At 46.6% G+C, this 19,064-nt stretch carries 14 protein-coding genes; 2 read left to right on the plus strand and 12 right to left on the minus strand.

The window, feature by feature from the left end; genetic code table 11:
* Positions 1 to 115 precede the first annotated feature (115 nt).
* Complete coding sequence (locus tag BUB18_RS20360; protein ID WP_073084583.1) at positions 116 to 1,168, minus strand: nucleoid-associated protein; 1,053 nt, start codon at positions 1,166 to 1,168, stop codon at positions 116 to 118.
* A gap of 161 nt (positions 1,169 to 1,329) precedes the next feature.
* Here BUB18_RS20360 and BUB18_RS20365 point away from each other — a divergent pair, with 161 nt between their 5' ends.
* Positions 1,330 to 2,214 carry an SMP-30/gluconolactonase/LRE family protein gene (locus BUB18_RS20365; protein ID WP_083550402.1) on the plus strand — a complete coding sequence of 295 codons (885 nt, stop codon included), beginning with the start codon at positions 1,330 to 1,332 and terminating at the stop codon, positions 2,212 to 2,214.
* Between the two features lie 77 nt (positions 2,215 to 2,291).
* On the opposite strand, the gene BUB18_RS20370 is transcribed toward BUB18_RS20365, so the two are convergent.
* The 8 genes from BUB18_RS20370 to lptB form a co-directional block, all read right to left on the minus strand.
* Positions 2,292 to 5,312, minus strand: a complete 3,021-nt coding sequence (locus tag BUB18_RS20370; protein WP_073084755.1) for a glycoside hydrolase domain-containing protein — start codon at positions 5,310 to 5,312, stop codon at positions 2,292 to 2,294.
* A 123-nt stretch (positions 5,313 to 5,435) separates the two neighbouring features.
* On the minus strand, positions 5,436 to 6,926 hold the full coding sequence (locus BUB18_RS20375; protein ID WP_083550356.1) for a RagB/SusD family nutrient uptake outer membrane protein: 1,491 nt from the start codon (positions 6,924 to 6,926) through the stop codon (positions 5,436 to 5,438).
* Positions 6,927 to 6,948: 22 nt separating this feature from the next.
* Entirely contained in the window at positions 6,949 to 10,122 is a 3,174-nt protein-coding gene (locus BUB18_RS20380) for a TonB-dependent receptor (RefSeq protein WP_218588069.1), read from the minus strand.
* Between the two features lie 238 nt (positions 10,123 to 10,360).
* The gene (locus BUB18_RS20385; RefSeq protein ID WP_083550362.1) at positions 10,361 to 11,458 is read right to left on the minus strand and encodes a FecR family protein; all 1,098 of its coding nucleotides are present in this window, start codon (positions 11,456 to 11,458) and stop codon (positions 10,361 to 10,363) included.
* A 75-nt stretch (positions 11,459 to 11,533) separates the two neighbouring features.
* The gene (locus BUB18_RS20390; RefSeq protein WP_073084587.1) at positions 11,534 to 12,103 is read right to left on the minus strand and encodes an RNA polymerase sigma-70 factor; all 570 of its coding nucleotides are present in this window, start codon (positions 12,101 to 12,103) and stop codon (positions 11,534 to 11,536) included.
* Between the two features lie 125 nt (positions 12,104 to 12,228).
* Positions 12,229 to 12,978, minus strand: coding sequence for a 3-oxoacyl-[acyl-carrier-protein] reductase (gene fabG / locus BUB18_RS20395; RefSeq protein ID WP_073084589.1), 750 nt, complete (start codon positions 12,976 to 12,978; stop codon positions 12,229 to 12,231).
* An 18-nt stretch (positions 12,979 to 12,996) separates the two neighbouring features.
* The gene (locus tag BUB18_RS20400; protein WP_245805708.1) at positions 12,997 to 14,499 is read right to left on the minus strand and encodes a GH3 auxin-responsive promoter family protein; all 1,503 of its coding nucleotides are present in this window, start codon (positions 14,497 to 14,499) and stop codon (positions 12,997 to 12,999) included.
* Between the two features lie 52 nt (positions 14,500 to 14,551).
* Positions 14,552 to 15,313 carry an LPS export ABC transporter ATP-binding protein gene (gene lptB, locus BUB18_RS20405; RefSeq protein ID WP_073084592.1) on the minus strand — a complete coding sequence of 254 codons (762 nt, stop codon included), beginning with the start codon at positions 15,311 to 15,313 and terminating at the stop codon, positions 14,552 to 14,554.
* A 123-nt stretch (positions 15,314 to 15,436) separates the two neighbouring features.
* Here lptB and BUB18_RS20410 point away from each other — a divergent pair, with 123 nt between their 5' ends.
* The gene (locus BUB18_RS20410) at positions 15,437 to 16,390 is read left to right on the plus strand and encodes a methylenetetrahydrofolate reductase (RefSeq protein ID WP_073084761.1); all 954 of its coding nucleotides are present in this window, start codon (positions 15,437 to 15,439) and stop codon (positions 16,388 to 16,390) included.
* 258 nt (positions 16,391 to 16,648) lie between these two features.
* Here the strand turns inward: BUB18_RS20410 and BUB18_RS20415 are convergent, their stop codons facing one another.
* The 3 genes from BUB18_RS20415 to BUB18_RS20425 form a co-directional block, all read right to left on the minus strand.
* Entirely contained in the window at positions 16,649 to 17,344 is a 696-nt protein-coding gene (locus BUB18_RS20415) for a porin family protein (protein WP_073084594.1), read from the minus strand.
* Positions 17,345 to 17,524: 180 nt separating this feature from the next.
* Positions 17,525 to 18,151, minus strand: a complete 627-nt coding sequence (locus BUB18_RS20420; protein WP_143160018.1) for a porin family protein — start codon at positions 18,149 to 18,151, stop codon at positions 17,525 to 17,527.
* Between the two features lie 152 nt (positions 18,152 to 18,303).
* Complete coding sequence (locus tag BUB18_RS20425) at positions 18,304 to 19,020, minus strand: porin family protein (protein WP_073084598.1); 717 nt, start codon at positions 19,018 to 19,020, stop codon at positions 18,304 to 18,306.
* Between the last annotated feature and the right edge of the window lie 44 nt (positions 19,021 to 19,064).

Genomic DNA, 19,064 nt, shown 5'->3' on the forward strand with positions numbered 1-19,064 from the left:
TTGTTATCTTGATAGTCGCGCTGCGTAATCTTAAAAGGCCGCCCAGACGGAGCAGCCTTTGTTAATAATTGGTTTTTGCTTATGAGAAAATTTTAAAATTCTTTATAGGGGCCTACTAGGCTTCGTTCTCAAACAAAAGCTTGTAGTAGTGCATATTAGTAGCCTCATCGAACCCACGTTCAATCAGCTCACGATTACCATGTATATAGATATGAAAATTCCTGTCCAGCTTCAGAATGCTCTTAAAGACTTTCTGTTGCTTTTTAACGGCTGGTGCAGATATTTCAAATTCATCAGGGATATCCTGTTGGAACGCTTGCTGGTATTCGTTCCTGTATTCTTTAAACGATGCGATAGCCTCAGGATGGCCCAACACTTCGTTTGCAAAGTCATCTAACTGAAAATGTTCTTTTTCCTTAAAGTATGCGGCTGATTTGTTTAGCAGATCTACCTGATCTACCCTGTCCATTTCATACTCCGTGGGCAGTTTGTTATCTATAAACTGCTTACACATGTTTACAGCCAGTTCCGTCTGATGGTAACTATCTTCCCTCCTGGTCACCTGTAAAAATGCATCTTTCCAATACACAGCTTCTGTTTGCTTTCCAGTGCTGTCCACTATACTCACTTTATAGCCTTCCTCTTCCTCTGTATTAAAGATCAGGCAGCCTTTGTCAAGCTTATTAATATTGATGCCGTCCTCATAATTCACCTGGTAATTATCGTCTTCAAGGAAAACTTTCAAATAGGTATCCCGGTTTTCTGACTTGAATATTCCAATGGCAGGCACTTCTTCTCCATCCACAAGGCACTTGCTAAAGTAGGCTATATAGAGCTCTCCACCTTTTATTTTGGGATGGGTGGAATGTTTATATAGATGTTTGGCAATATTTACAGACTGCTCCTGAAACTCATTTTGGTCGCCAAATATACGGCGACAATATTGAAAAACTTCATTCAGCTGCAAATCTGCTTCGTGAAAAAACCTGAAATACTCTGCCGACTTGGTAAACGGCTGAATAAAATAAGTGATCAGCAGCTGGCTGATGGTTTCATCCTCCAGTTGCAGCGGTGCTTTGGAACAAAGCAGCATCTCCTCATTGGAGGAATTTCCTACCTTATGAATAGTCAGGTGCGCCAGATCTTTAAACTCCGAAACGTGAATCATGCGGGCAAAAGTAGTAAAATACCACGCAACGGAATTTGCTATCTCCCCCGAAAATCCTACTTGATAAATAAAAAGCCCAACAGCAGTGCTTTTCCTTTGATCAAGTAAAAAATATTTTTTTGGAATAGTTGATTATTTTAATGCGGCAAAAATCCATTAAAATGAAAAAAACATACATGCTGGCACTACTCGCAGGTGGTAGCCTGTCCGTCCTCGCGCAGGAAAGGCCTCTTTACACTGCAAAGGACCTCACCGCCGAAAAAATGTTTTCCGTAAACATCGAAGGCCCCAACTTCGATAAGGCCGGCAACTTCTATGTTGTCAACTTCCAGAAAGATGGCACGGTAGGGAAAATTGATACGAAAACCGGTGCAGGCGAAGTGTTCGTGACACTGCCGGACAGTAGTATAGGCAACTCCGTGAACTTTGACAGCAAAGGCACTATGTATCTCCCCGATTTCAAAGGACATAATGTACTTACGGTAGATATGAAGACAAAAAAGGTGAGTGTATACGTACATTCCGACCAGTTCAATCAGCCAAATGACCTTTGCATCAATAAAAAGGACCAGATCTTTGCATCTGACCCCAACTGGAAAAACAATACCGGCCAGCTATGGCGCATCGATACCAACCGCAAACCCGTGCTGCTGGAGGCAAACATGGGTACCACCAACGGTATTGAGCTCAGCCCGGATGAAAAAACACTCTACGTAAATGAGGCCACCCAGCGGAAAGTCTGGAAATACGATGTAGATAAAAAAGGGAATATCTCCAATAAAACCCTCTTCGCTACCTTCCCGGATTTTGGCTTCGATGGTATGAAATGCGATAAGGCCGGAAACCTGTACATCGCCCGCTGGGGTAAAGGGACGATCGCGGTATTGTCGCCCAAAGGTGAACTGATCAGGGAAGTAGCCCTAAAAGGCAAGCAATGCAGCAACCTGACCTTTGGTGATCCGGACGGAAAAACGGTGTATGTAACCTTACAGGACAGAAAATGTGTGGAAACCTTTAGGGTGGAAATCGCAGGAAAGCGTTATTAAGATATCAGGGGCATCACCCCCTCAGTTTTTAGTTGTTGAAAAAAAGACCGGAGGTGGCTCCTCCGGTCTTTTCTATTTTATTTTATGATCAGCAGCCAGCCTTTTCCAGGCGCCACCGGTATGGCGGCATCCTTTGCAAACACTTGTCCCTGCTGGAAATTACGTATATCCGGTGCCGTAATCACTGCCTTTGCCGGGTCGATGCCCAGCTCCTGCCAGTTAATATTCAGATGCACGGAGGTTTCCCCGCCTGCCCAGCTTGCCAGGGATACCAATACCGCCCCGTTCTTACGATAGATCGTGGCCGGCACCTGTGGATCATCTGTTTTTACAGGATTATCATCTACCCAATAGCCCACCATACGGGAACCCTGGATACCGAAATCATCCCATACCTTCCAGATAGGCCGAGGATCAGCATTATCCGACCAGGGCATCCGGTTAGTCATCCCATAAACCATGCCTCTCCATGGATTACCGCCATCCTGCAGCATTTCGCCCATGAGACCAAATGGAATACCACTTACTTCCGTGAGGAAGAAATCAGGTCCGTTCTTTTCATAGTCGAAATACTCTCCAAACCAGAGCCTGTTCAGGTAAGGAAAATGCTCCATGTACAACATAGCGCTGTTCTGGAATCCATCAGATTTATTGTACTGGTTGGCGGAGTGCAGATCGATAATCCCCGGATGCCCATCCTGCGTAAGTACACGCTTGATGCGTTTCATGGTCACCCTGTCGAAGGCTACATCATCCAGGTAAATACCATCAATGCCCACGTTTTGCACCAGCCAGTTCATACCTTCTACATAGTAGTTATGCCAGCGGTTCATACCACTGTTGATGATGGCGGCATCCTTAAATTCAGGAACAAACCAGGCAGCGATGTAGTCTTTTCCCACGTGCTCCTGCAGCCAGGAGAAGCCACCACCCTTGCCGGGGCTGTACACTTCGTGCCCCAGGCTACGCAGCGGGAAGGTTTCCCATGCGTGGTTGGACAGCTCACGTACCGTGTTGTAGATCTTCACCTTCAGCCCTTTGCTGTGTGCCACATCAATGTAATCCTTCATTTTTTTCCACTCAATGAACGGATAATTAATCCATGGGTTGATTTCATTGCCATGGTGGATATTCACGACAGTGGCGCCGGTAGCCTTGATGGTATCCGGGTTGGCGTATTTATGATAGAACCGGTTGGACCACTGAAAATCTGTATTCAGTGTATGGAACGGCGTTATCAGCAGGTTGAAATTGTAGTAGAGCACCTCTCCTTTTTTCATGGTGCGGGTGCCGGTATAAGCATTTGCCAGTACCGACTTGCCTTTGAGGCCAAGTGTGATACCGCCTTTATTGTCGTTACCCCATGAGGTAGGCAGCAGTAAAGGTTTTTGCAGGTAGAAGTTGGTGTTCAGCGGGCGAACATAGTGCTCGTCACGAAGGGTGAATTGCAGCCCGGCGTTCACATCGCCAACCCAGGCGCCATCCTGGTTTTTATGTGCCACATCCCATTTCCAATCCACCATCGACGGGCGGAGGCCTCCTTTCTGGTTCAGGCCCATCATGTATTTGGCTACGGTGGTATCAAAAGGAATGTGGAAAGTAACGTCTTTAAATGCCACTTCTTCGGTGGCGGTTACTTTCACCACGTATTCCATATGTCCGTCAAATTCCAGGGAGCCATCTACATCCATCTGTAAGCCAGGTGTTGTATTCACGGCATGCCAGGTAATTTTCCCATTATCGCGGGAGGCCACTGTCCAGCCCTGGCTGGTCCATTTCAAATCCTTGCCGGTAGCGGCGCCGATGAAGTGGAAGTGCAGCGGCTCAATGATCAGGTTACGGGGCTTGTCCGTAGTGCTGGTCATTTCCGGGGTAAAGAAAGTCTGTATCTGCGCAGGGAAGCCATCTTTATTGATACCTACCTTTCGGCCCAGTAAAGAGATAACGCTGTCCGTCATCACCAGCGGCGTGTACGGCGCTATCACCGCATTTTCCTGTGCCAGTGTAGAATTCAGCCATTTAAGGCGGGTTTGTTTCCAGGGTTCGTTAAACCCGCTGTTGACAGCAGTTTTAGCGGTAACGGTAAGGGTTACACGTACCGGCATGGCGGGTGCTCCTTCCGGTTGCACGGTAACAATACCTTTATATATACCCGGCTGTGCATTGGCTGGTACATCAATGCCGCACCAGAGTGCCTGCACTTTGCCTGAGGCTACATTTACGGTACTGGTAAAAGGTTTGGCGTCGTAGGTAGTACCGGTAGTATTGATGCAGCTCAGCTGGTCAGCCGGAATTTGTTTACCGTCGGCGGTTTTCAGATCAGAGAATCGGACTTGTACATCTTTCAGGTCCTTACGTGCGTATATACCCAATTGAAACGCATAGTACTCTCCTTTATCCGCCTGGCCCTGAAAGGCTTGTGATGGCCCTTTCTGTATCCAGCGTTGCGGAATATCATCCGTCATTTTTATGGGGAAGGCTCTGTCTTCCGGGAAGATGAGGTAACCCGCGCCGGGGTGCTTCAGCAGCAGGGATTTCATTTCTGCCTGGGTAGCAATTACCTCCATTGGGTAAAAGCTGTTGAACTCATCCACTGACTCCATGGCCTTCACCGTGGTATTCGGTTTAGGGGCAGCAGGGAGAGTATCCGTCCAGGTTACATCAGCGGAAGTCCCTGGTGGCAGGTATACGCCCTGTGGATAATTGGCGCGACCTTCATTTTGGTATGGCAGGTAGTAAATGTAGTACTCACCTTTGCCGGAGGTGGGTTCAAAAATAATATCTCCTTGTTCACGATTGATGGATAAAAGTTTAATGTTTTTTATCCTTGCTTTAGTTTTAGCATCCTGGATGACGATGCGTTTGCCCGCTGGATTTTCATCACGGCGGCGCCAGGGAATTACTACCCTGGCAACGTTTCCGGGGCCGTTAAAATAGACCACCACCCGGTGGTTACCCAATGAATCTGCATTCCAGGAGTTGTTACCGGTGGTATACTTCAGCTGCTGGGCCCTGGCGGTGCCAAACAATCCAAAGGTAAGACCAGCCAATATCAATCCTTTTGTTACAAAACGGGTATGAGGCTGAAGTTGTAGCATGTAAGAATAATTGATCCGGGAAAAATATGGAAAAAAATAGCGAATCGCTACTAAGACTGTGTAAGCGGTAAAAAGGAAGGCTCCCTGCTTTCGTAGGGAGCCTTTCATAGTATATGGTTATTCTTATGGGTTTTGTACCAGGTTAGGGTTTAGTACAATATCCTGTTCTGGGATAAAGTGCACTACCCTTGGATTGGTGTACTCAATCGTTTGAGGATTTACCGGGTGATAACCGGGATAATTTCTTACCAGATTTTTGTTATTCCGGAACACGTCGAAGCAACGGTGCGATTCAAACGCAAGCTCCAGGCGGGTTTCGTCGAGTACCACGTCGAGTACGGAGGCATACCCTTTCAGGTCGGCAGTGGTGAAAAGTGCGCTGCCACTGAGTCCTGCGCGACTACGAATAGTATTCACATCTGCGATGGCCTGGTCATTATTACCCATTTTAGCTGCCGCTTCTGCCCTGATGAGGTACATTTCCGCCAGGCGGAATACCACCGGAGAGCTGAGTGTAGGGATATTATCCTGGTTAGAGAACTTCAGGATATACCACTTCTGCACCTGGATACCACCGGCTTTACCACGGGTAGCTATCACCTTGTTGCCACTGGCATCGGTAGAATCCTGGCCGTTGGCTTTCTTCAGTATTACCGGCTGCACAAAGCTATGTCTGGCATCTTCCGGATATTTATCCAGCAGTTTGCGATAGGCTTCTGACGCATAGATTTCGCCATAACCAAGACCGCTCGGAGAAGTATAATACATGGAACCGATGGATGACCAGTCTCTGTCATCCTGTGCGGTATGATGGATTGCCCAGATGGTTTCCTTATTATCTTCATTACCCTTTGTATAATATTTCGCCAGGTCCACGGTAGGCACCAGGGAATAGCGGTTTGATCTGATCACAGAATCCGCATAGGCATACGCCAGGTCATTCTGGCCTTTGTAGAGGTATACCCTTGCCAGCATCGCCATGGCAACGTTTTTAGAAGCATAGCTGTTGCTTCTGTCTTCCGTCATCAGGTCTTTCGCCTTCAGCAAATCTGCAATTACCTGGTCGTATACTTCTTTAACAGTATTACGTTTAGGCTTAGCCGTTATATCCGGAGTGGTGACTACCGGCACACCCAGGTTTGTTTCCGGCGACTGCTGATAAGGGCGGCCGAAAGTGCGCACCAGGCTGTGGTGTACAAACGCACGGAGAAACAGGTTCTCCCCCATCATCTGATCTACATCTGCGGAGGTGCCTTCTTTCATTTCTGCCAACAGCAGGTTACAGGCGTTAATGGTTCTGTAAGCAGCGCGCCAGTAGGCGGAAGTGTTGCCCTGGTTGGTCAGGTGTCCGTAAGTGTATGAATAAAAAAGCGGGTCTGTTGTGGTGCCGCTCAATGCAATATCATCACTTGGGAACTCCCCTATCTGCCAATAGTTACGGGTAAAATTCTCTTCTTTTAATAAGGCATAATTACCGTCTGTAGCATTTTGCCACATAGCCGGATCTTTTACATCCTTGTTAGGAACAGCATCATGCGGATCTTTTTTGAGGGAGCAGGAAGTAGCCAGTAACACCAGCGAAAGACCTGCGAAATATTTTGATATATGCTTCATATAAATCTCTTTTTAATACCTGTTAAAAATTAATTTCCAGACCGGCAAACCATTTTCGGGCAATAGGATACTTGAAACTATTGATACCGCGGTCGTCCACCTCAGGATCAATACCTGAGAATTTGGTAAGGGTCCACAGGTTGTCGCCACCTACAGAAATTCTGGCATTGCCGATTTTCATGCGCTGCAGCCATTCCTGAGGCAGGGAGTAGCTCAGGTTTACGTTTCTCAGGCGCAGGTAGCTACCGTCTTCCAGGAATCGGGAAGATGGCTTGTGAGAGTTATTATTACCGTTCAGTGTGTATTTAGGATGGGTAGCGTTATCGCCTGGTTTTTCCCAACGGCTCCAGCCTTTATCCAGCTGCATCAGGTTGTACTGCGCATAGGCGCCATCGTTATCCATCAGCTCTCTGGTGCTGTTGTAAATCTGGTTGCCGGATACAAATGTGAAGAAGGCGGACAGCTGGAAATTCTTATATCCAAAAGTGTTTCTGATACCACCAAAGAATTTGGGAGATGCAGAGCCCACGTTTTGTAAAGTGGCGCTGTTATAATTGCTGGTAGCGGTCCTGGTAACTTTCCCGGTCGTTGGGTCAGTGGTAACCTTTTCCCACAGCGGATTTCCATTTGCAGGGTCCACACCGAGCCATTTACGCATATAGAAGGTACGCATGTCCTGGCCTGTTTGCAGGGCAAAGTAGCTGCTGGCAGGATCGATGATCTGTGACTGATCACCGTAGAGGGCCATTACCCGGTTCTTGTTAAAGCCGATGTTGAAATCAGTACTCCATTTAAATTTACCGATCAGGTTTTCAGAGTTGACAGCAATTTCCAGTCCTTTGTTCCTTACCTGTCCAACGTTCATTGGAATATAAGGGTAGCCGGCATTTGCTGGCAGCGGTACGTTAAACAGCAAGCCCTTGTTGTCCTTCTGATAAATTTCCACTGTAAGATTCAGTCTGTTCCACAGTCCGAGGTCAATACCGATGTTGGTATTGTAGGCTTTTTCCCAGGAGAGATTTGGCACGTCTAACCTGTACGGGTAAACGGAAGGCAAGCCATTATACTGTGCAGTGGCTGCATAGGAACCAACAGCCAGGTAATCGTCGATGTTGGCGTTACCTGTAGTACCGTAGCTGGCGCGCAGTTTAAGGTTGGAAATCTGTTTGATATTTTTTATGAAGTTTTCTTCTGAAGCCGCCCATGAACCACCGAAGGCAAAGAAGTTACCATATTGGTTATTGGCACCAAAGCGGGAAGAACCATCACGTCTGAAAGAGCCGGTGAAATAATATTTGTAGGCGTAGTTATAATTCGCCTGTACAAAGTAGGAATTGAATGCACGGTCAATTTTGCTGCTTCCGATACTTTGTGGGGTAGCAGCAGCATCCAGTACATCTCTGCCCGGAAGGATACCTTTACCGGTAGCGTCGCCGGCCTGATAATTTACTGTCTGAAATTCAGCACCGAGCAATCCATCAATGTGGTGATCTTTTTTAATGGTATACCTTGCTTTCAGGAGGTTGGAGCTGATATATGCGGATGAATCGATATAGCCCTGATACAGGTTTCCGAGGTCATCGCCACCAGCAGACGTTCTGATGTCGCCATTGTATTCTTCGCGGTAGTGGTAGGATTCAGCGCGATTGGTGCTACTGAATGACAACCATTTGGTGATATCATATTCCAGTTTAAACAATCCTTCGAGGGACTGGCGTTTCCTGGTGTCGTAGTTATATTGCTGGTCATACAGGAAGTTGGATCTGTCCCTGTTGTACCAGGTATCTACATAAACAGGATTAATCGGCTTTCCGTCTGCATCATATGGCTTATCCCATGGGTTGTTGGTGTAGTATTGATACAGTGACCCACCGGAATTATCATGGTCATTTTGCTGGGAAGCAGCGAAATTAGCGCTGATGCGGAACTTGTCATTGATGTTATGATCGAGGTTCAGGCGGCCGCTAAAGCGCTCCAATCCAGTACCTCTGAGGATACCATCTTCTTTGTAATAGTTGCCACCGAGGTAGAATTTCGTTTTTTCGCTACCGCCGCTGGTGCTCAGTTCATAGTTCTGGTTAGAAGCGGTATGGAAGGCGAGTTGCTGCCAGTCGGTGTTGAGGTTGCGGATGGCCGGGTCCATGTTCGCACCGGCGGCCTGTTGCAGGTCAAACAGCTGGGCACCATTCATCAGTTTGAAGTGGCCGGTATTCAGCTGTGCAGCGCCGATGTTGGTACGGAAGGTAGTCTGTGATTTACCTGCTTTACCTCTTTTGGTGGTGATCACCATTACCCCGTTGGCGGCACGGGCGCCATATAAAGTAGTAGCGGCAGCATCTTTCAAAACAGTTACGGACTCGATATCACTTGGGTTAGGCAAACCACCGATGATACCATCCACTACGATCAGTGGTGCATTACCTGCGGTGAGGGTACCGTTACCACGGATACGCACAGACGGAGCTGCGGAAGGATCGCCGGAGCTACTACCTACAAACACGCCGGATACTTTACCCTGGAGCATTTTATCCATGCTGTTGGCAGTAACGTCTTTGAGTTTGGCGGCATTTACTACCTGCGCCGCACCGGTAAGATTTTTAACAGTGGTGGTGGTATACCCCATTACCACTACTTCATCCAGTTTCTTGGTATCAGGTTCCAGCTTAATATTCACCTCGTGGCGACCTTCCAGTCTTATTTTTTGCTGGATATAGCCAATATAGCTTACCACCAGGGTTACATTAGCGTTGGGTGCATTGAGTGCGAAAGTACCATTACCATCAGTAACAGCGCCAGCGCCGCTGCCTTCAACGGTAATCGTTACACCTGGCAATGCTTCTCCTGTTTTTGCATCGGTTACTTTACCGGAGATCTTTTCTGCTACTGCTTTTGAGGCAGGAGTGATTACTACCAGATTGTTTTCCAATACGCGATAGGTGACGTTAGTTTTGTCGAATAACATACCTAAAACATCATCTATCTTTTTGTTTTTCACATCGATGGTTACAGCTTTGTTGAGATCAGAGAAATCTTCATTGTAGAAGAAGCGGTAGTTACTGCTGCCTTCTATCATTTTGAATACATCTTTAACCCGCTTATTGTCAGCGGATAAGGATGCAATACGGTCCTGCGCATACGTAGATGCGGAAGCCTGTATAAATCCTGCGAAAATCAACAGACTCGTCATTTTCATCATAAGCAATAATTTTCGCCTGGGGCAGATAAATTCCGCCAGGTTTGAAGTGGATTTCATAAACTTGTAAAGATTTTAGTTAAACGAATTTTACGGCAGTGGGTCCGTCGCAAAGACCCGGCTGCATCAGGTGATTTTCGTTGATTGGGGTAAGTCGCATTACCCCAATTTTTTTAGTCGTTCATATCGTGCATGAATATTTTTTACAGGTGATTAAATTTTTTTCGTTATTCACTGATTATTACCTGCCCGACTTCAGGGCATTTGAATACTTTTCCTTTAACAACTGATCTACCGACACCGTAACGGTTCCTTTGTCTATCGTGTATTTGAGCGGTGCGGTTAATTTTAAAATATTCAGTACCTGTTCCAGGGTTTCCTGGCGGAAGGTACCGGTGAATTTATAAGCCTTTAGTGCCTCGTCCTGAAAGATCACCTGTACATTGAACTTTCTTTCCATTGTTACTGCCAGTTCGGCAAAGGTTTGTGCTTCTACTATCCAGTTACCGTCTTTCCATGCTGTATAGATTTCTGTATTATCCACTGCTTTTGTTGCTACCGGCGTGGTTGAATGGCCATTATCAGGGGCCGGCGCCGGTTGTTTTTCATTGTTCGTGACAGGTTTTTGATAAACGACATGGTCATGTGGCCGCATCATCATATTAAATGGCTTGCTGGTAGCGGATCCATCGATTTTCACTTCTCCGTCGATCAGGGTGGTTACCACTGTTTTATCTTCCGGATAGGCTTTCACGTTGAAACTCGTGCCCAGTGCCAGTATCCTCAGGTCGGCCGCCTTTACGGTAAAGGGTTTCTGAGGATTGGTATGTACTTTAAAGAAGGCTTCTCCTTCCAGTTTTACTTCTCTGCGCAGTCCATTATAGGAGTGTGCGTATTGCAGTTTACTGCCGGCGTTGAGCCATACTTCTGTACCATCGGAGAGTTCTATCCTGGTGGTGGCTCCTTTGGGGCTGGTGATGGTTACCATGCCGTCCGGGTTGGCGGTTTTCCCCTTGTAAACCCAGGCCAGTACCGCACTACCACCGATGATAAATGGCAGTATAAACGAGGCTGCTATACGAATTGCTTTCTTCCATCCGGCGTACCATACCGGCTTGGGTGATAGCTGTGTCCTCATTTCCTGCCAGGCGCTGAGGGCATCGTAGCTGCCCGTACGGGCAGTAGCCAGCCAGGCTTCACGCAGCCCGAGGAAGTGCAGGCGGTTAGCCGCACTGGCTTCAATCCAGTCCTCCAATTGCTGCTGTTCGGCCGTGGTAGCGTTTCCCGACAGGAACTGCGCAATCAGTTCATCCATTTCCTCGCGCGAATAGTTAGTCATAACAAGAATAAAACAGGTGTAAGACAATCCTCCTGTACCAACAGGGTGACAAGCTGAAAAAAAATTTTTAGTTGATTATTCCTTTGGTTTCAGGACAGGTAGCAGATCATCCCGCAGCTTTTTTAGTGCGCGGGTCATTTGTGTTTTTACGGTGTTGATGGAGATGCCCATCTGCCGTGATATTTCGGGATAGCTAAGCTGTTCAAAGCGGCTTAGCCGGAAGATATCCTGGCACTGAGGAGGCAGGCGGCGGATGGCTTTTTCCACCATGCCAATCATTTCATTGTGTTCCAGTTTTTCTACTGGCGTATGCATGCTCAGGTTCATCAGGGAGGTACGTGATTCTATTTGCTGCAACAGCTCTGACCCATACCGCTGGCGGATCTTGTCCTGCTTTAGGCAATTGAGGCAATTGTTTTGTACCGCCTTATACAGGTAGGCTTTTTCGGAGACTTCAATTTGCAATTCTGAAAAGCGCTCCCATATTTTCAGGAAGGTTTCCTGTACAATCTCTTCGGCCAGTTCACGGCGACCCACAAAATCAAACGCGAAAGTACAGAGCGCGTCATAGTGGACTTTGAATAAATACTCAAAGTCGGCTAATTCACTACTCTCACGCCTGATATTTAAGGTTTTATGCTCCAAAGTATGGCTGGCTGGGGATTATCCCCGGTTCACTGTAGGGCAAAAGATACGTAACTTTGGAATAATAAAAAACGCGGACTTAAGTCCGCGTTTTTTATTAATATAACTTATCAGTCATATAGTAATTACATGCAAAGTCCACCGCAGGTGCTCAGCGTTTGTCCGGTAACGTAGCTGCTCATGTCAGAAGCCAGGAACAGGCATACATTTGCGATATCTTCCGGTGTACCGAAGCGGTTGAGTGGAATTTGAGAAATATAGTTGTTAGCAGCATCGCCTTCTTTGAGGTAGCTGGTCATATCAGTTTCGATGAAGCCGGGCGCTACGGCGTTTACGCGGATATTACGGCTACCCATTTCCTGTGCAATTGATTTGGTAAAACCGATGATACCTGCTTTAGAAGCGGCATAGCTGCTTTGACCTGCGTTACCCATGATACCGATAACAGAGCTCATGTTGATGATAGAGCCGCTTTTCGCTTTCATCATCGGGCGGATTACCTGTTTGGTCATGTTGTATACGCTCTTCAGATTGATGTTCATCACATCATCCCATTGATCAGGGCTCATGCGGAGTAACAGGTTGTCTTTGGAAATACCGGCATTATTCACGCAGATATCGATTTGACCGAATTCTTTCAGTACATCCGCTACCAGTGCTTCGGTTTCTTCAAATACACCTGCGTTAGATTTATATGCTTTCGCTTTTACGCCTAAAGCGGTGAGTTTATCTTCAAGAATTTTCGCTTTCTCATCGGAGCTTACATATGTGAAAGCTACGTTTGCGCCTTGTGCTGCAAATTTCAGGGCAATAGCCTCACCGATACCACGGCTGGCACCAGTTACAATCGCTACTTTGTTCTCCAGTAATTTCATGTTATAGTTGATAGGTTTTTAAGCGTTCATGTTTGATTTAGCAAACCGCAGGATCTCTTCGAGATAGTTGCGGTCGTTGTTGAGGCGTGGCACTTTGTGTTGTCCTCCGAGCTTGCCTTTACTTTTGAGGAATTCGCAGAAGGTGCCTTGTGGCATTACGTGTACCTGTGGTCGTGCCAGTGCGATGTCCTTATGTCTTTTAGCTTCGTAATCGGAATTAATGGTTTTAAGTGTGCCGTCAAGAACGTCGATAAAGTGTTCCATATTGTCCGGCGCCTTATCAAATTCCACCAGCCACTCGTGGCCACCGTTGCCGTTATCGCTGAAATATACGGGAGCAGCCGTATAGTCGTTCACGATAGCGCCGGTAGCTTCGCTGGCTTTGGCGATGGCGGTATCCGAGTTTTCCACGATCACCTCTTCCCCGAAGGCGTTGATAAAGGATTTGGTGCGGCCGCTTACTTTGATCCGGTAAGGCAGCAGGGAGGTAAACTGTACGGTATCCCCTACCATATAGCGCCAAAGGCCGCCATTGGTGCTGATCACCAGTGCATAGTTTTTACCCAGCTCTACTTCCTGGAGTTGCAGCGTGCGCGGCTCTTCCTTACCCAGTTCCTCCATTGGCATAAACTCGTAGAATATACCATGGTTGAGGAACAGGAGTAATCCTTCTTCTCCTATAACATCCTGTGCGGCAAAAAAGCCTTCGGAGGCATTATAGGTTTCCTGGTAATACATCAGCGGCTTGCGGATCAGTTTTTTAAACTGTTCGCGGTAAGGGGTAAAGCTTACGCCGCCGTGCATATATAGTTCTATATTGGGCCACACATCGGCCAGGTTGTCTGTACCGGTGAGCTCAAATATTCTTTTAATCAATACGATGGTCCAGGTGGGTACACCGGCGATGCTGGTTACATTTTCATGTATAACGGCATTGGCCATACGCTCAATTTTTTCTTCCCATTCGTCCATCAGGGCGATGGAGAGGTCGGGCGTGCGGATCATGTTGCCATAAAACGGCATGTTTTGCAGCATCACGGCGCTGAGATCTCCGAAGTAGGAGTCGCTGTCGTCCGACAATTTATTCACCTGGTGGCTTCCTCCGATCACGAGTGATTTGCCGGTGAGCACATCCGAGTCGGGGAAGTTATTATAATATAAAGTGAGTACATCCCGGCCGGAGCGGTAGTGGCACTCATCGAGGCTTTCTACAGTTACGGGAATAAATTTGCTTTTATCTGCGGTAGTGCCGCTTGACTTGGCAAACCATTTTATCGGAGTATTCCAGAGTACATTCTGTTGGCCTTCCATCACCCGCTGGATATAGGGTTTGATGGTATCATAGGTATGAATAGGAACAGCCTTCTTATACTCATCGATCTTGTATATTTTGGAGAATCCGTGTTGTTTTCCGAATTCGGTATACTGAGCGGCAGAGATAAGATTCTGAAATACCTGCTGTTGCACTTGCACCGGATACTGCATGAAATGCGCTATGCGCCCCATACGTAATCTGGCCAACTGTGATATTGCAGGACTTAAAATTCGCATAATAGGATTACTGTGGAATGGTTTATTGTTTAGCTGCTTCGTCCAGGTAATTCTTACGGCGCAAAATGAAATTCTGGCCAAGATACACTTTTCTTACCTGTTCATCTTCTGCCAGCTCTTCAGCAGAGCCAGACTTCAGTATCTTTCCTTCAAACAGCAGGTATGCGCGGTCGGTGATGGATAAGGTTTCCTGTACGTTATGGTCTGTGATGAGAATACCGATGTTTTTGTACTTCAGTTTTGCTACAATCGACTGAATGTCTTCCACAGCTATCGGGTCAATCCCGGCAAATGGCTCATCGAGGAGAATAAATTTCGGGTCTACTGCCAATGCGCGCGCAATTTCTGTGCGGCGGCGTTCACCACCGCTCAGTACATCACCCGGGCTTTTACGCACGTGTGTGAGGCGGAACTCTGACAGCAATGCTTCCAGTTTTTCTTTTTGCTCAGCTCTTTTCAGTTTGGTCATCTCCAACACTGCTGCGATGTTATCTTCCACGCTCAGTTTACGGAATACCGATGCCTCCTGTGGGAGGTATCCGATGCCCATCTGTGCCCGCTTATACATGGGTAACTTGGTGATATTCAAGTCATTAAGGTAAACATTCCCCTCATCCGGCTTGATCAGGCCTACTACCATGTAGAAAGATGTGGTTTTACCCGCACCGTTAGGGCCCAGGAGCCCTACGATTTCGCCCTGAGACACTTCGACAGACACGTGATTCACCACGGTTCTGGCGCCGTATTTCTTTACAAGCTGGTCTGTATGTATTCTTAGTGCCATATTTTGAAACTTAGCAAAATTAAACATTTCATCCACTTGGCCTAGTTATAGTTATCATAAGATCAAAAAACACTATTTTAAGGGGATCAATTAATTTTGCATCCACATTATCCAGCCAATAACATGAAAGTAACCGAACATATAGCCCAGGCGAAAGATACACGCATATCGTTTGAGGTGCTGCCCCCATTGAAAGGTAAGAGTATCGACTCTATATACGACCACCTGGACCCGCTGATGGAGTTCAAGCCAGCCTTTATTAACGTTACGTACCATCGCAGCGAGCATATGTTCAAGAAAAAGGCGGATGGCAGCTTTGAGAAGGTCGAAATCAGAAAACGCCCGGGTACAGTGGGTATCTGTGCGGCGCTGATGAACCATTATAATGTAGATACGGTGCCGCACCTGATCTGCGGAGGGTTTAGCCGGGAGGAAACAGAAAATGCGCTAATCGATCTGGCATTCATTGGAATAGATAACGTATTGGTTCTCAGAGGAGATGCCCCGAAAAACGAGTCGTTTTTTGAACCCGATCCACATGGCCACAGTTACGCGAGTGAATTACTCGGACAGGTAGTGCAGATGAACAATGGCATCTACCTGGAAGATGACCTGCAGGGCGGAGTAAAAACTAATTTCTGCATCGGCGTGGCCGGCTATCCGGAAAAACATTTCGAGGCGCCAAACATGCAGACGGACCTGGCTAACCTGAAGCGCAAAGTGGATGGCGGGGCTGATTACATCGTTACCCAGATGTTTTTCGACAACCAGAAATACTTTGATTTTGTAAATAAATGCCGGGAAATCGGGATTACCGTTCCGATTATTCCAGGGCTGAAACCACTGACTTCCAAAAAGCAGCTGAATATCCTCCCCAGGATTTTCAATGTGGATATCCCTACTGATTTTTCCAATGAGATCCTGAAATGCAAAACAGACAAGGAAGTAGAGCAGGTAGGTACAGAATGGCTGATTGCACAATCCAGAGAGCTTAAGAATTTCGGGGTGCCTATCCTGCACTATTACACGTTAGGCAAGCCCAGGGTAGTCCGGGATGCGGTGGCGGCCATCATGTAGCAGCCACGAACAACGGCAGCTCCGGCATCTCCCTAAATGAAAAATGCCATTATGTAGATACATAGTGGCATATCCCTATAACTGTCACACTTTTAATTTAACTGTCCAATGAACGGGTTTCCCTCCCCAGGGAAGCCCGTTCTGATATATTGACGCATCCCATAACAGATGCCCCTATGTCTCCCTGAAAAAAAATAGGACCACCCGCAGGTAGTCCTAAATAACGACGATCATTGTTCGCAAATATTGTCTGATATGCTACCAGTCTTCCCGGTTTAACAAAACACCAATAGAAATACCGAAGGACCTGTTTTTGATTTTCAGGTCATCGGACCTGTCAATGTCCAGTAAACCCAGACTGTAATTAGCTCCCACGGTAATGTAGTTATTCATTTCCAGAGAGATAAGAGCGTTACCACCAACATCCCAGCGGCCTAGCTGCATGGTACTGTTAGGGACATTCGGGGATTTGCTAAAGTCAATTGGCTGGTAAGCGTCCTGGACTTTTTTACCATCGTCATAAACAGCCAGGTTGTATTTTGCATTCAGACTGTAAGCCACGTATGGTCCTAATCCGAAAGACAGCCTGGCGTTGCCTACCGGCACTTTGTAGACTGCATTTACCGGGAGGGTAATGTATGGCAACCGTACTTTGGTGGTGGCAGTAGAAAAAGCACCTGCCGGTGGTTTGGTAACGGGATTCAGTTTGGCACCTTTTACCTCGTAGTTTACGATTGGCTGCAGGTAAAAGTTGCGCGTCAACGGAATATTCACTACCAGTCCAACATTCCAGTTGTCTGCGGCCTCCGTTCCTGGGACGGCCGTTTGTGAATTGCCCGAAGTGATCGACAAATTGGAGTTTACATAGCCACCTCTCACCCCTAAACTAACCTGCGCTGACGCCACAGAAACAGTCAGGCATGCAGTAGCTACTGCTAGCGTAAAATTTTTCATGAATAGGACATTTGGGATTTATGGTCACTATAGAAAGTTGGAACTTCAATACAAACGAAAAAACTTGCGCAAAGGTTTGAAATAATCTCTACAAAACACAGAAAAGACCGTTAGTTTTTTTGTCTACTAACGGCCTTTATTAATTATCAAATATTTTATATATAACAGATAGTTAGAATATTACCTGCCGCTGAACTTATAACCCAGGGAAACACCAAAAGAAGCATTTTTGAACTTGCGACTGTTGTCAGTATTATCCGCCGCATTTACGAAGCCCAGGTCGCCATTCAGACCGAAATAAAAGCCCATAGGCATCTGGTAGCCTATCTGCAAGGTACCGCCGCAATCGAAGCGTTTTAGCTTGGCCAGCCCGGCTTCGTCATCGAAGGCACCTACATCTCCCGCAATAGTATTTTTGTAATTACCTCCTAAGCCAACGGCAAAGTAAGGCCCCACACCTAATACGAGGTTACCGTTACCTACTTCCGGTGTAAACTGGAACATTACCGGTAATTGCAGGTAGCTGAGCGAAACCTTCACATCGGAGTTTTTAAATTTACCACCCTTACCGGCATATAACAGGCCGGTACCGATCGAAAAATCTTCGGCGATGGGTATATCCACGGTAATACCACCTCTGAAACTGGTAAGAATCTTACTGGTTTCTTTACTGGTAAACCCGAAGGTCCCGAGATTTTCATATGTTACGCTGGAAAAGTTAGGACCCGCAAGGATACCCCATTTGGCCTGACCAAAAGATATGCTGGCGATCAATAACGCAACAATTGATAACAATAACTTTTTCATCTTTTTGGGTTTTTGTTTGGAGTACAGGCAGCAGGCATTACCTGCACTCCGGATCACTTGAGGTTTGGTTTATACAATTGCCTGATTATTTGCATGTTCTATATACAAAACAGCGAATGAATTGTTTAGTTAAAACATACGTTGCCTGCTAATTATTTACCCCCGAAAAGGTAACCTACTGAAAAACTCAGCACGCGGTTTTTACCTTTATCGTCCGTACTATTATCCGCTCCAGACTGTAATTTTCCAAAGCCTAAGCCATACTGAACAGCGATGAGCACGTTGTGTGTTTCCACACCCACCTGCACGTTACCGCCCCAGTCAAATCTTTTTAACTTGTCGTAACCGTAGTTAGGATCTCCGTTGTTGAACGGCGTGTCATCATCCCATTTAATGTTGTTGGAAACTGTAGTAATAGAACCGGTACCGGTATTGGATTCTACTTTGTTTTTACCGGCTACCCCAAAGGCGAAATAAGGTCCTACCCCACCAAAAATGCTGGTGTGTGCCCCTACGGGAATTTTACCCACAAAGTTTAACGGAATTTCTATGTAAGACGGATTGGTTTTTAACGCTACGTATGGATTGGTAACGGTGGGATTGTCCTTGTCTCCTATGTCTATTTTAGACCCTTTGGTAGTGTAAAGTACTCCCGGCTGGAAGGAAAGAATTCTCGGAACTAATGGTAAGTCGGCCACAACACCAAGATTCCATCCCGGTAACATCTGATTGTCTTTAACAGAGCCTGAATTATCGACTGTGATGGTGCTGAGGTTCAAACCACCTTTTACACCTATCCGTGCCTGAGCCATTGCAGCAAAAGAAATACATACCGCGGCGATCGACAAAATAATCTTCTTTTTGAGCATAATGGATGTTGTTTGGTTCGATTTGCCCAAAACCAAAGACTATG

The sequence above is a fragment of the Chitinophaga jiangningensis genome (genome assembly GCF_900142605.1).
In the GTDB taxonomy this organism is placed as follows: Bacteria; Bacteroidota; Bacteroidia; order Chitinophagales; family Chitinophagaceae; genus Chitinophaga; species Chitinophaga jiangningensis.